The sequence below is a fragment of the Azospirillum agricola genome, from assembly GCF_020005195.1.
Lineage (GTDB): Bacteria > Pseudomonadota > Alphaproteobacteria > Azospirillales > Azospirillaceae > Azospirillum > Azospirillum agricola.
Window position 1 is genome coordinate 547,039 of sequence record NZ_JAIFZR010000005.1, and the last position, 13,174, is coordinate 560,212.

The 13,174-nt window shown below is 69.8% G+C and carries 10 protein-coding genes; 6 read left to right on the forward strand and 4 right to left on the reverse strand.

What is annotated here, in order from left to right; translation table 11 throughout:
* Positions 1-239 precede the first annotated feature (239 nt).
* Positions 240-689, forward strand: a complete 450-nt coding sequence (locus JN22_RS17535; protein WP_085555183.1) for a MaoC family dehydratase — start codon at positions 240-242, stop codon at positions 687-689.
* A 159-nt stretch (positions 690-848) separates the two neighbouring features.
* Positions 849-1,790 carry a bifunctional riboflavin kinase/FAD synthetase gene (locus JN22_RS17540; protein WP_085555184.1) on the forward strand — a complete coding sequence of 314 codons (942 nt, stop codon included), beginning with the start codon at positions 849-851 and terminating at the stop codon, positions 1,788-1,790.
* 122 nt (positions 1,791-1,912) lie between these two features.
* On the opposite strand, the gene JN22_RS17545 is transcribed toward JN22_RS17540, so the two are convergent.
* Positions 1,913-4,180 (reverse strand): putative bifunctional diguanylate cyclase/phosphodiesterase, encoded by a 2,268-nt coding sequence (locus tag JN22_RS17545; protein WP_085555185.1) that lies wholly within the window; start codon positions 4,178-4,180, stop codon positions 1,913-1,915.
* 232 nt (positions 4,181-4,412) lie between these two features.
* Entirely contained in the window at positions 4,413-8,171 is a 3,759-nt protein-coding gene (locus JN22_RS17550) for a vitamin B12-dependent ribonucleotide reductase (protein WP_085555186.1), read from the reverse strand.
* Positions 8,172-8,668: 497 nt separating this feature from the next.
* On the opposite strand from JN22_RS17550, the gene JN22_RS17555 reads away from it, so the two are divergent.
* Complete coding sequence (locus tag JN22_RS17555) at positions 8,669-9,130, forward strand: PRC-barrel domain-containing protein (protein WP_085555187.1); 462 nt, start codon at positions 8,669-8,671, stop codon at positions 9,128-9,130.
* Between the two features lie 45 nt (positions 9,131-9,175).
* Here the strand turns inward: JN22_RS17555 and JN22_RS17560 are convergent, their stop codons facing one another.
* The gene (locus JN22_RS17560; RefSeq protein ID WP_085555188.1) at positions 9,176-9,517 is read right to left on the reverse strand and encodes a hypothetical protein; all 342 of its coding nucleotides are present in this window, start codon (positions 9,515-9,517) and stop codon (positions 9,176-9,178) included.
* A 160-nt stretch (positions 9,518-9,677) separates the two neighbouring features.
* Positions 9,678-10,094 (reverse strand): HRDC domain-containing protein, encoded by a 417-nt coding sequence (locus JN22_RS17565; RefSeq protein WP_085555189.1) that lies wholly within the window; start codon positions 10,092-10,094, stop codon positions 9,678-9,680.
* A 239-nt stretch (positions 10,095-10,333) separates the two neighbouring features.
* Between JN22_RS17565 and JN22_RS17570 the strand changes: the two genes are divergently transcribed.
* From JN22_RS17570 to JN22_RS17580, 3 genes are all read left to right on the forward strand, one after another.
* Complete coding sequence (locus JN22_RS17570) at positions 10,334-11,248, forward strand: hypothetical protein (RefSeq protein WP_085555190.1); 915 nt, start codon at positions 10,334-10,336, stop codon at positions 11,246-11,248.
* Between the two features lie 254 nt (positions 11,249-11,502).
* On the forward strand, positions 11,503-11,808 hold the full coding sequence (locus JN22_RS17575; RefSeq protein ID WP_085555191.1) for an STAS domain-containing protein: 306 nt from the start codon (positions 11,503-11,505) through the stop codon (positions 11,806-11,808).
* A gap of 48 nt (positions 11,809-11,856) precedes the next feature.
* Positions 11,857-13,149 (forward strand): PP2C family protein-serine/threonine phosphatase, encoded by a 1,293-nt coding sequence (locus tag JN22_RS17580; RefSeq protein WP_085555192.1) that lies wholly within the window; start codon positions 11,857-11,859, stop codon positions 13,147-13,149.
* The last annotated feature ends 25 nt before the right edge of the window (positions 13,150-13,174 follow it).

Consider the following 13,174-nt stretch of genomic DNA (forward strand, 5'->3'; position numbering starts at 1 on the left):
AACTCCGGAATCCGAAGTAACGCGTCCGGCCCGACTGCCCCTCCATTGCGCCCGCGCCTTCCGCGCGCTTTTGCCGCAGGCTGAAGACCCCCCTCGATTCTCCGACGACGGCGTTAGAGTTTTTTTTGCTTTTTAGGGGGACTCATGGTGGCATTTCCCGCGTTGCGACGCACATGATGCGTTGCACCATGGCTGTTCCACGCCGCTTGCCGGCGCCGAGAGAAAAAAGGAAGTGCGTGATGGACGATGTGCGTCAGGTCCAGAAGGACACCGAGGGTTACTGCATCGAGGACCTTGCCGTCGGCATGACGGCGTCGTTCGCCAAGACCGTGACGGAAGCGGACATCATCCTGTTCGCCGGCATTTCGGGCGACACCAACCCGGTCCACCTCAACCAGGAATACGCCGCCGGCACCATGTTCCAGGGCCGCATCGCCCACGGCATGCTGACGGTCGGCTTCATCTCCGCCGTGCTCGGCACCAAGCTGCCGGGGCCGGGGGCGATCTACATGTCGCAGAACCTGAAGTTCAAGGCGCCGGTGCGCGCCGGCGACACGGTGACCGCCCGCGCCACCATCACCGAACTGATCCCGGAAAAGCGCCGCGTCGCCATGCGCACCGTCTGCACCGTCGGCGAGACGGTGGTGGTCGAGGGCGAGGCGCTGCTGATGGTCCCGTCGCGCGGCTGACCGCCAGCCGCTGACGGCCCGCCGTTGGCCTGCCGCTGACGGAGCCTTGCGGTTCCGATCCGACGCCGGCGCGTTTACCCCGCGCCGGCGTCGTTCTATATAGACGCCCTAGGCGGCGGGACCGGTTCCCGGTTCCCACCCACAGCCATCGGGGCGCGCATGCGACTGTACAGACACACCACCGACCTGCCCGCCGGGGAGCGCGGCGCCGTCGTGGCGCTCGGCAACTTCGACGGCGTGCACCGGGGGCATCAGACGGTCATCGGCACCGCCCAGCGGCTGGCCGCCGAACTGGGCGCGCCGTCCGCCGTGCTGACCTTCGAACCGCACCCGCGCTCGGTCTTCCGCCCCGGCGACCCGCCCTTCCGCCTGACCCCCTTCCGCGTCAAGGCCCGCCACATCGAGGCGCTGGGAGTCGACCAGCTCATCGTCTGCCATTTCGACGACGGGCTGCTGCACAAGACCGCCGAGGCCTTCGTCGAGGAGGTGCTGGTGGCCGGGCTCGGCGTGCGGCACGTCGTCTGCGGCTACGACTTCCTGTTCGGGCACAGGCGCGGCGGCACCCCCGCCTTCCTGCTGGAGGCCGGACGCGCCCGCGGCTTCGGCACGACGGAGGTCGGGCCGGTGTCCGATCCGGAGGGCGGCGTCTATTCCTCGACCCGCGTGCGCGACGCGCTGGTCGCCGGCCGCGTGGCCGAGGCGACCCATGTGCTGGGCAGCCCGTGGGAGATCGAAGGCCGCGTCGCCCATGGCGACAAGCGCGGCCGCACCATCGGCTTCCCCACCGCCAACATCGAACTGGACGAGTATCTGCGCCCGGCCTTCGGCGTCTACGCCGTGCGGGCCGGAATCGACCAGGGTCCCGCCACCGTCTGGCACAAGGGAGTCGCCAACCTCGGCGCCCGCCCGACCGTCGGCGGCACGGTGGAACGGCTGGAGGTCCATCTGTTCGACATGGACGCGGATCTCTACGGCCAGCATCTGCGCGTGCAGTTGATCGACTTCCTGCGTCCGGAACGGAAATTCGCCAGCTTCGACGCGCTGAAGGAGCAGATCCGGTGCGACACCGCCGCCGCGCGCGCGCTGCTGGCGGAGGGGTGAGCTGGACGCTCTTCCAGCTCCTTTCCCCCTGTGGGAGAGGGGGGTGAGGGGCGCAAATCCCTTCCGCCTGCGGCGGAATCCCCCTCATCCCAACCCTTCTCCCTCAGGGAGAAGGGCTCGAGTCAGACCGGAACCTCGCGGCCAGCCGCCTGCACACCCTCCTCGGCCAGCCAGCGCTCGAAGGCGTCGGGGGCCATCGGCCGGCCGAAGCGGTAGCCCTGGCCGATTCCGCAGCCCTCCGCCTCCAGCATGCGGTGTTGGGCCTCGCGCTCGACCCCCTCGGCGACGACCGCCAGCCCCAGCGCCTCGCCGATCTGGATCATCGCCCGCACCAACGGCCGGTTGGCGGCGTCGATGTCCAACTCCTTGACGAAGCTGCGGTCGATTTTCAGCTCCCGCACCGGGAAGCGCTTCAGGTAGCTGAGGCTGGAATAGCCGGTGCCGAAATCATCGATCGACAGCGTCACGCCGAGCGCGTGCAGCGCGTCGAGCGCGTCGTGAACGATGGTTTCCTCGCTCATCACCAGCCGCTCGGTGATCTCCAGCGTCAGCTCGTCGGGCGGCACGCCGTGGGCCGCCAGCACGGCGCGCACATGGTCCGGCAGCCCGGTATCGGCGAAACGGACGGAGGACATGTTGACCGCCATGCCCGGCACCTCCAGCCCGACCGCCCGCCAGCGCGCCAGCTGGGCCACGGCGCTGTCCAGCACCCAGGTGTCGATGGCGTGGATCAGCCCGCACTCCTCGGCCAGCGGGATGAACTCCATCGGCGACACGACGCCCCAGCGCGGGTGGGTCCAGCGGATCAGCGCCTCCACCCGGTGGAGCTGGCTCTGCCCCGGCTCGCGGCCCAGCCGCATCTGCGGCTGGTAATGCAGCGTGAACTCGCCACCCGCCAGCGCCTCGCGCAGCGACGCCTCCATCTCCAGCCGGCGGACGGCCTGGTCGTTCATGTCGCGGCGGTAGAAGTGGCAGCGGTTGCGCCCGGCCTCCTTGGCCCGGTACATCGCCGAATCGGCCTGCCGCAGCAACGTGTCGAAATCGGTCCCGTCGTCGGGATGGATGGCGATGCCGAGGCTGGCCGTCGGTGTCAGGGTCAGGTCGGCGACGGTCATCGGGACCGACAGGGCGGCCAGCACGCGCTCGGCGGTCAGCGCCGCGCGCGCCGCGTCGCAGCCGGGCAGCAGCGCCACGAACTCGTCGCCGCCCAGCCGGGCCAGCGTGTCGCCGTCGGGGAACAGACGCTTCAGGCGGTCCGCCACCTCGACCAACAGCCGGTCGCCGACCGCGTGGCCGAGCGAGTCGTTGACGGTCTTGAAGCGGTCGACGTCGAGGAACATCAGCGTCACCGGCTGCCGCGTGCGCGCCGCCAGGGTCAGCGCCGCGGTGGCGCGGTCCTTCAGGAGCTGGCGGTTCGGCAGGCCGGTCAGCGTGTCGTGGAAGGCCAGCCGGTTGACCTCCGCCCGCACCCGGTCATGCTCGATGGCGAAGGCGCAGAGATGGACGCAGGCCGCCACCAGCCGCCGATGGAAGGGCGCCGCCTCGCGCCGCTCCCGGTAATAGAGCGCGAAGGTGCCGAGCACGCGGGCGTCGCGCCCCTTGATCGGACTCGACCAGCAGGCGGCCAGCCCGTGCGGCAGGGCGGCGTCGCGGTAGCCGGCCCACAGCGGATCGCCGGCGATGTCGGTGACCTCGACCGTCTCGCCGCACCAGGCCGACGTCCCGCAGGATCCGGCGGCCGGGCCGATCTCCTTCCCGTCGATGGCGGCGATGTAGGCGGCGGGCAGCGACGGGCCGGCGACGAAGCGCAGGAACCGTTCCCCCTCCAGCAGCAGGACCGAACAGAGGAGTTCCGGCGCGCAGGTCTCGACCTGCCGGCACAGGAAGTCGAGCACGAGCTTCAGCGACCGCCCGGCGGCGACCAGCTCCAGCACATCCTGCTGGAGCCGGGCGACGGCGTCGGCGCGCTCGCGCTCGTCGAAGGTCTGCGCCTGGCAGAGCACCAGCGGCCCGGCCGGCCCGGCCAGGCTCTGCCAGCGCAGATCGACCGCGACCGGCTCGGCCCGCGGCGGCGCGATGGAACCGGAGCCGGGCGACGTGCCGGAGGCGAGTCCGTCCCGCACCGCCGACCAGTCGCGCCCGCCGAGGTCGAGCAGGGACAGCAGCGGGCGCCCGACCAGGGTGTCGGCCCAGCGGCCGGCCCAGCGGACGAAGCTGGGGTTGGCGCCGACGATCATGCCGCCCGCGTCGGTCCAGCACAACCCCAGGTCCCATTGGTCGACGGTCGCCCGCAACAGGCCATCGGAGGGGGCGGGGGCGTCCGCCGCCAGAGCATCCGTCGCCAGCCCCCCCGTCGCCAGACCCCCCGTCGCCAGACCCGCAGAATCCATGCCCCACGCCTCCCAGGGTGCCGGTTCGGCCCCATCCCCTGCGTCCTCTGCGGCCCCACAGGCGGATCGCGCCCGTCACCACGTCACGCTTGGGGAAAGGCTATCACGGATACAGCCTTGCCGGTCAAGCTTCGGCACAACGTGTACAAAACGTTCACGAGGCCACAAGAAAGGGGAGGGAGCGGCATGCCGCTCCCTCCCCTTTTTCAGTCATAGTCCGATACGCAGAGGCTCAGCTGCAACCCGTCGTGGAACCGCAGCTGTCGCACTTCAGGCAGGTGCCGTTGCGGACCAGGGTCATGTTGCCGCACTCGCCGCAGGGGTCGCCCTCGTAGCCGCGGGCGCGGGCCTCGCGGATGCGGTCGAAGCGCTGGTCGCTGGTGCTGCCGCCATAGGCCGTGCCGGTCGCCGCCGAGGCCGCGACATGGCCATGGGCGGTGGCCGCCGCGACCGCCGGGCTGGCGGCCACCGCCGTCTGCGCGGCCGTCTGGGTGGCCTGTGCGGTGGCCTGGACCGTAGCGGTGGCGGTGGCGGCACGCCCACCGTCGGTGCCGGTCGCCGCCAGGGCCGCCGCGGCGCTGGCCCGCTGGGTCTGGCCGCCATGCAGGACGCGCAGGTTGTTGCGGACATAGCCGGTCGAGGCGACGCGGCGGACGAAGTCCGACGGCTGCGGGTTGCTCTCCGGCAGGTCGCCCTGCTTGTCGCCGCTGCCGACCGTGAAGGGCACCAGATCCTCCGGCGTGGCGTGGGCCAGGTCGGTGCGGCCCAGATAGGAGATCGCCACCTCGCGGAAGATGTAGTCGATGACCGAGGTCGCCATCTTGATGGTGTCGTTGCCGGTCACCATGCCCGACGGCTCGAAGCGAGTGAAGGTGAAGGCCTCGACGAACTCCTCGAGCGGCACGCCGTATTGCAGGCCGATCGACACCGCGATGGCGAAATTGTTCATCAGCGACCGGAAGGCGGCGCCTTCCTTGTGCATGTCGATGAAGATCTCGCCGATGCGGCCGTCCTCATACTCGCCGGTGCGCAGGTAGATCTTGTGGCCGCCGACGTTGGCCTTCTGGGTGTAGCCCTTGCGGCGGTGCGGCAGGCGCTCGCGGGCGGAGATCTTCCGCTCGACGATCTTCTCGACCACCTTTTCGACGATGCGCTCGGTGACCATCTGGGCGCGGGCGGCGTTGGGGGCGTCGATGACCGCCTCGACCGCCTCGCCGTCCTCCTCGTCCTCCAGCACGGCGGCCTGGAGCGGCTGGCTCAGCTTGGAGCCGTCGCGGTAGAGCGCGTTGGCCTTCAGACCCAGGCGCCAGGACAGCAGGTAGGCGTCCTTGCACTCCTCCACCGTCGCCGTGTTCGGCATGTTGATGGTCTTGGAGATGGCGCCGGAGATGAAGGGCTGCGAGGCCGCCATCATGGTGATGTGGGCGTCCCAGCCGAGGAAGCGCTTGCCGATGCGGCCGCAGGGGTTGGCGCAGTCGAAGACCGGCAGATGCTCGTCCTTCAGGAAGGGCGCGCCCTCCAGCGTCATGGCACCGCAGCAGTAGGTGTTCGCCGCCTCGATGTCGGCCTTGCTGAAGCCCAGATGGGTCAGCAGGTCGAAGCCCTGGGCGTCGAGCACCTCGAAGGGGACGCCCAGCGTCTCGACGCAGAACTCGGCGCCGACGGTCCAGCGGTTGAAGACGAACTTGATGTCGAAGGCGGTGGCGAGGTTGCCCTCCAGCTTCTCCAGCAGCGCGTCGGTGAAGCCCTTGGCCTTCAGCGACTCGTGGTTCACGCCCGGCGCCGTCTTCAGCGTGCCGTGGCCGACCGCGTAGCGCTCCATCTCGGCGATCTGGTCAGGGCTGTAGCCGAGCGTCTTCAGCGCCTCCGGCACCAGCCGGTTGACGATCTTGAAGTAGCCGCCGCCGGCCAGCTTCTTGAACTTCACGAGCGCGAAGTCGGGCTCGATGCCGGTGGTGTCGCAATCCATCACCAGACCGATGGTGCCGGTCGGGGCGACCACCGTGGCCTGGGCGTTGCGGAAGCCGTGGACCTCGCCCAGCTCCAGCGCCTCGTCCCACACCCGCACGGCGGCCAGCGCCAGCTCCTGGTCGGGGCAGAGGTCGGCGACGAAGGGAACCGGCGTGACCGCCAGCCCCTCGTAGCCGTCCATCGCGCCGTTGGCGGCGCGGCGGTGGTTGCGGATGACCCGCAGCATGTGGTCGCGGTTGGCCTCATAGCCGGGGAAGGCGCCCAGCTCCTGCGCCATCTCGGCCGAGGTGGCGTAGGCGACGCCGGTCATCACGGCGGAGATGCCGGCGCAGTAGGCGCGGCCCTCGTCCGAGTCGTAGGACAGGCCCGAGGCCATCAGCAGGCCGCCGAGGTTGGCGAAGCCGAGGCCGAGCGTGCGGAACTCGTAGGAAAGCTGGGCGATCTCCTTGGAGGGGAACTGCGCCATCAGCACCGAGATTTCCAGCACGATGGTCCACAGGCGGCAGGCGTGCTCGAAGGCGTCGGTGTCGAAGCTGCCGTCCTTCAGGCGGAACGACATCAGGTTCAGCGACGCCAGATTGCAGGCCGTGTCGTCGAGGAACATGTACTCCGAGCAGGGGTTCGAGGCGTTGATGCGCCCCGAGGCCGGGCAGGTGTGCCACTCGTTGATGGTGCTGTCGAACTGCACGCCGGGGTCGGCGCAGGCCCAGGCGGCGTAGCCGACCTTGTCCCACAGGTCGCGGGCGCGCAGCGTCTTGACGATTTTGCCGTTGGTGCGGCCGATCAGGTTCCAGTCGCTGTCGTCCAGCACCGCCTGGACGAACTCGTTGGAGATGCGCACCGAGTTGTTGGAGTTCTGGCCGGCCACCGTCAGGTAGGCCTCCGAATCCCAGTCGGTGTTGTAGGTCTTGAACTCGATCGTCGTGAAGCCCTGGCCGGCGAACTGGATCACGCGCTGGATGTAGTTCTCCGAGACCTGATCCTTGCGGGCGGCGAGGATGGCCTTCTTGAGCTCCTTGTTCTCCTTCGGATCCAGGCCGTTCTGGGCGGCGGCCATCACCAGGGTCAGGTGCTTCTGGCAGATCTTGGAGCCGGTGACCAGCGCGGCGACCTTCTGCTCCTCGTTGACCTTCCAGTCGATGTAGCCCTCGATGTCCGGGTGGTCCATGTCCACCGTGACCATCTTGGCCGCGCGGCGCGTCGTGCCGCCCGACTTGATGGCGCCCGCCGCGCGGTCGCCGATCTTCAGGAAGCTCATCAGGCCCGACGACTTGCCGCCACCGGCCAGACGCTCGCCCTCGCCGCGCAGCTTGGAGAAGTTGGAGCCGGTACCCGAGCCGTACTTGAACAGGCGCGCCTCGCGCACCCACAGATCCATGATGCCGCCCTCGTTGACGAGGTCGTCGGCGACCGACTGGATGAAGCAGGCGTGCGGCTGCGGGTGCTCATAGGCCGAGGCGGACGAGGTCAGCAGGCCGGTCTTGAAATCGACGTAGAAATGGCCCTGGCTCGGGCCGTCGATGCCGTAGGCCCAGTGCAGGCCGGTGTTGAACCATTGCGGGCTGTTGGGCGCCGCCATCTGGGCGGCCAGCATGAAGCGCATCTCGTCGAAGAAGGCGCGGGCGTCGGCCTCCTGGTCGAAATAGCCGCCCTTCCAGCCCCAATAGGTCCAGGTGCCGGCCAGACGGTCGAAGACCTGGCGGGCCGAGGTCTCGCCGACGAAGCGCTTCTCCTTGGGAAGCGACGCCAGCTTCTCGGTGTCGGCCTCCTTGCGCCACAGCCAGGAGGGAACGGTGTTCTCCTCGACGGACCGGAGCGCGGCGGGGACGCCGGCCTTGCGGAAATACTTCTGGGCCAGGATGTCGCTGGCGACCTGCGAGAAATTCTCCGGCACCTCGATGCCGGACTGCGAGAAGACGACCGAGCCGTCGGGGTTGCGGATCTCGCTGGTGGCCTGGCGGAAGCCGAGGCTGGCGTAGGCGTCCAGACCTTCGCTGGTGAAACGACGCTCGATCCGCATGATGACACAGTCCCCCTTGATCTCGAAAAGCCGACACCCGCCGATCCCGTCCGCGCTTACGCGCGCCGCGGATCACCGGTCCCGGAAAGTTGAGCGCATCCTAGCCAGCACCGGCGGGACCGGCAAGGGAAGGAAAGTTCTAATCCACCAGATATAGTGTTTGACACTGTAAGAGCCTCGCATATCTAGCGTTTCGCCCTGTCAACAATGCCGATGCCGCGATGTTCCGGGCTCTCCGGGGAATTTTTGCGGCCCATCCCGGAGGGGACGGCATTAAAGCGCAGGACGGGGCCGGCCGCCAAGCCTTTCCAGGCGGCACAAATCAAGATTTTGTGGTGCGCGACTCGGAGCACACACCACCGATTCTCTTGACGCCCGATTCCCGCCACCCCGAGTCCCGCACCCCCGAGTCGCGGCGGGCGACTCGGGACAGCACCCGCAACCTTTTGCCCTGACGGCGGTTGGAGGGATCCAAGGTGGTGTAAGGAGCCTCAGCCATGCACAAGATGTTGATCGTGTCGCTGTCGGCGCTCGCGCTGATGGGCGGTGCCGCGACCGCCCAGACCGTTGCGCAGACCGGCATGCCCACCAGCGACGCCGCCTCCCCCGACCGCACCGGGGCCCATGGGGCCAGCCGCGCGCCGGGCATGGCCGCGCCCAGCGTCGACAGTCTGATGAACCGCCCGGTCATCGGTTCCGACGGCGAAAGGATCGGCAAGGTGACCGATGTGATCCTCGGCCCGGACGGTCAGGCCCAGTTGATCGTGATCCGCAGCGGCGGCTTCCTGGGCATCGGCGGCAAGGACATCGCCGCCGACCTGAAGCTGGCGGAGTTCGAGCCCGGCGCCAACGCGATCAGACTGCGCGAGGTGACCACCGCCAGCGTCCGCGACATGCCGGAGTTCCGTTACGACGACAGCATGACCTCGCTGAACCGCAGCCCGCAGGGGGGGCGCTGAATCCGGCCAGCCGGCCGGTTTCCCTGGCGAACCGGCCGGCGCGGCTCAATGCGAACGCGGCCGGTCCACCGGGGAGACCGGCGGGGAGATCGGCCGGCTCTCGCGGCCGATGTCGTCCAGGATGGCGCCGGCGCATTCGTCGAGTCGCTGCGCCAGCCGGTCGAGGTCGCCATTGCCGGTGGCGCGGGCGTGCCGCGCCGCCGCGGCGCTGAGGCTGGCGAACTGCCGGGCGATGGCCCGGTAGTCCGGGGCCGCGGCGCCCGCGACGCCATAGGGTTCGGTCGCGGGGCGATCGGGCCGGCGCGCCCGATCCCGCGGCGCCCAATCCTGCGATGCGGAGCATCGTGGCGCAGAGTCCCGCTGTGTCCGATCGTCGTGCGAATCCAAAGGCGAGCCCCCGCCGCTGTTGGCATCGGATGCTGGTCATCCTGACACAGCGGGGGAGCCACCTGAAGCAGGCTTAGGGCGGAAGCGCCGCTACCTTTGGACGCAATCCCCCAGGCTGACCCTCAACGAAACATCTAGGCCGAACGGCCTTTCCACCCTGTCATTCGATCAGCAGGTCGAGGGTCGAACGGACGACCTGGACGATCTCCCCGCCATGGCGGGACAGCGGCATGTCGCGGGCGCCGACGATGATGCCCAGCTCGTGCTCGGTGGTCGGGGCGAAGCGGGCGATCTCCTGCACCAGCTCGTCGGCCAGGACCGCGTCGCGCGTCAGCCCCGCCTGGGCGGCGGCCTTGTCGCGCCAGCTGTTCAGCGCGGCGGCGATGGCGGCTTCGATCTGCTGCGACTCCTCCTTGCGCTTGAGGTCGGTGAACAGCACCAGGATGCGCCAGCCGTCGCCGGCGTAGGCGGTGTCGATGCGCTGGACCTCGACCGTCCGCAGGAAGGCGGACAGATGCGCCTGCGCCTCCTCGGCGGCGGCGTCGGGAATCGTGAAGGTGCGGATTTCGGTGCTCATCGCCCGTCCTTGCTGGGTTCCTCCCCGGAGTGTGGAAGCCTACACGACAAGCGGGGCGGTCGGCAAATCGGGAGGATCACGGACGCCGGCACGGCAGCGGGACCGCCGCGCCGGCGGGCGCCCCGGCGGGCGCGCCGGCGGGCGCCTTGGGGATACCCCCGATTCCCGCATGGCGGAACGCCGCCGTCCGCCGTTGTCGGAGAAACCGGATTCCCACCGCCCGATCCGAGAGCGCCGTCATGCCCGATCCCGTCCAGGACCCGCCCGCCGCCATCCCCTCCGGCCCCCTGGCGGACGGACGGGACAGCGGCCGGACGTGGCGGCGCCGGCTCAAGCGCCGGATCTTCCCCGCCCTGCTGGCCGGCGGGGTCCTGACGCTGATGGGAACGGGGCTGTGGACCGCCCGCCAGTTCCACGAACAGCCCTTCGTCCGCTACAACCTGAACCGGATCGACGCGGTGGCCGACCGGGCGTCCCGCCAGCTCGACCCGGTGACGGTGGTGGCGCTGGGCGGCACCGCCCTGCGCGACTCCACCCTCGACGAGAGCGGGATGGCGGCGCTAGCCGCCAGACGCGGGGTCGGCCAGTTGCATTTCCTGCGCATCGTCCACAACCGCGCGGAATTCGCCGATTTCGAGCCGCTGCTCGACCGCATCCTGGCGATCCGCCCGACGCTGGTGCTGATCGACCGCGACCTGATGCTGGTGGAGCGCGGCGTGGGCGAGGATCTGACGCGCACCCTGCGCGCGCTGGCCGGGCTGCCGGAGGGACGCGCCTTCCTGCGCGACCAGACCGCCCTGCAATACCGGCGGGCCTGCGGGGAACCGGCCGAAGCGGAACCGCCGATGGCCGCCTCGGCGGACGCGGCGGAGCGGGTGCGCGCCTTCATGGCCCGCGCCTGGGCCGCCGGCATCCAGGTCGCGCTGGTCCAGACGCACGGCCGGCCGGCTCCGGAATCGGGCCCGGCCGCCGGCCTGCCGCTGTGGCACAGCGCCTCGGCCGCCGCCGATCCGGCGCACTACTGCCCCGGCGGTCCGGTGGGGCCGGACGGGCGGACCGCCTTTTCGGCCTGGCTGGCCGGCGGAGTCGCCAACCTCCTCGCCGCTCCGCCACAGGTGGGCCGCCCCCGGACCGAGGAAGCCTCCTTGCCGTAAATGTCCGGCGAGTCGTGACCAGCATCCGCAATATTTCCTAAAATCCAATATATATCAAGTTGCGGCCAAGGATACTTGCCCATCGTCACAGCAGCGTGTGATAAGGCGGCAAATGTCAGCGCGTGCAAACGGGGCTGTCATCAAAGTGAAATCTCTTTTGTCGTAAGATGAGGCACCACGCCATGCCGATGACGTCAACAATCCGGTCACCGGGTGTTGCGCGCAGGACCAGGGAACAACCGCGGAGTGCCGCCATGGACTTCACCGTCCGCGATGCCGGGGACAGCACGGAAATCCGGTTGCACGGCCGGATGACCTTCTCCGACCACGACACGTTCCGGTCGGTCATCGCCGCCTTCGAGCGGCCGGCCGGCCACCGAATCGTCTTCGACCTGTCGGGCCTGGATTTCGTCGATTCCTCGGGGCTCGGCATGTTCATCATCGCCCGCGATACCGCGCAGAAGAAGAGCCTGGACTTCGCCATGCGCGGCGCCCGCGACGAGGTGCAGCGCCTGATCACGGTGGCCAAGCTGCACAAGATGTTCACTATCGACGCCTGACGACCCGCCCACCGAACCCCGGCGGCGGCGCGAGGAACCAAGCGAGGCATGATGGAGTTTCAGCACGAAACGCCGGCCTCGCTCTACGGGCTCGACCTCGGCATCCCGCTGGGCGACCGCCGGGTGCTGATCGCCGACGACAGCCGCTTCAACCAGCGCACGCTGACCCGCTTCCTGCACTGGGCCGGCATCACCCAGGTCGCCTTCGCCGCCGACGGCACCGAACTGCTGGAGCGGATGGAGACCGTCCGCCCCGACCTGCTGCTGGTCGACGCCGACCTGCCGCCGATCGACGGGATCGCGCTGTGCCGGGTCCTGCGCGCCGACCCGCGCTGGCGCGACCTGCCGATCCTGATGCAGAGCGCGCGGAACACCGACCAGCTCCGCGCCCTGTGCTTCCAGGCCGGCGCCACCGACCTGCTGGCCAAGCCGGTCAACCCCGGCGAGTGCATCGCCCGCGTCCGCTACCATCTCGAACGCCGCTCCATGGTGCAGGAACTGCGGGCCTTCCGCGAGCGGGTGGAGCGCGACCTGCGGCAGGCGCGCGGCATGCAGCTCGCCCTGGTGCCCGACGACGCCTCGCTGGCGGTGCTGGCGGCGCGCAACGGGCTGAGCATCGAGCCGGTGTTCCAGGCCTCCGACGAGATCGGCGGCGACTTCTGGACCAGCTTCGAGATCGATCCTCCCGAGGGGGAAGCCGAGAGCCGGATCGGCATCTTCGTCGCCGACCTGTCGGGCCACGGCATCGCCTCGGCGATCAACGCCTTCCGCCTGCACACGCTGCTGACCCGCACCCTGCCCGACGACCGGCGCGACCCCGCCCGGCTGCTCGGGCTGCTCAACCAGCGCCTGTCCGACATCCTGCCGGTCGGCCAGTTCGCCGCCGCCTTCTACGGCGTGATCGACCGCGCCGCCGACACGCTGCTCTACGCCGCCGCCGGGGCGCCGAATCCGCTGCTGGGCAGCCGGGGCGGCTTCCGCGTGCTCGACGCCTCGGGCCTGCCGCTCGGCGCCTTCGGCGGCGCCCTGTACGAGAATCGCCGCACCCCCTTCCGGCCCGGCGACACGCTGTTCCTCTGCTCCGACGGGCTGACCGAGGCGCGCGACGGCAACGACGCCATGCTTGGGGAGGAGGGTCTGGCCGATCTGGTGGAGCAGGCCGCGGCGGCGGCGCCCGACCGTCCCTTTCCCTGGCTGATGGCGCGCTTTGCCGAACGCTTCGGCACCAGCCTGCGCGACGACCTGACCGCCCTGTGGATCCGGCGCGACGCCGGATGCGGCGCCGTTGGCCGGAACGCCGTCGGTCACGCCATGGCCGCGTTCATTCCGCCTTCCGATTAATCCACTTTTTGTTTATGGTTTTCCG

Bases quoted from the DNA above. Each gene is read 5' to 3' on its own strand.
- JN22_RS17580 (WP_085555192.1), top strand. From the start codon at position 11,857: ATGATGGAGTTTCAGCACGAAACGCCGGCCTCGCTCTACGGGCTCGAC.
- JN22_RS17540 (WP_085555184.1), top strand. From the start codon at position 849: ATGCGACTGTACAGACACACCACCGACCTGCCCGCCGGGGAGCGCGGC.
- JN22_RS17545 (WP_085555185.1), bottom strand. From the start codon at position 4,180: ATGGATTCTGCGGGTCTGGCGACGGGGGGTCTGGCGACGGGGGGGCTG.
- JN22_RS17550 (WP_085555186.1), bottom strand. From the start codon at position 8,171: ATGCGGATCGAGCGTCGTTTCACCAGCGAAGGTCTGGACGCCTACGCC.
- JN22_RS17555 (WP_085555187.1), top strand. From the start codon at position 8,669: ATGCACAAGATGTTGATCGTGTCGCTGTCGGCGCTCGCGCTGATGGGC.
- JN22_RS17575 (WP_085555191.1), top strand. From the start codon at position 11,503: ATGGACTTCACCGTCCGCGATGCCGGGGACAGCACGGAAATCCGGTTG.
- JN22_RS17535 (WP_085555183.1), top strand. From the start codon at position 240: ATGGACGATGTGCGTCAGGTCCAGAAGGACACCGAGGGTTACTGCATC.
- JN22_RS17565 (WP_085555189.1), bottom strand. From the start codon at position 10,094: ATGAGCACCGAAATCCGCACCTTCACGATTCCCGACGCCGCCGCCGAG.
- JN22_RS17570 (WP_085555190.1), top strand. From the start codon at position 10,334: ATGCCCGATCCCGTCCAGGACCCGCCCGCCGCCATCCCCTCCGGCCCC.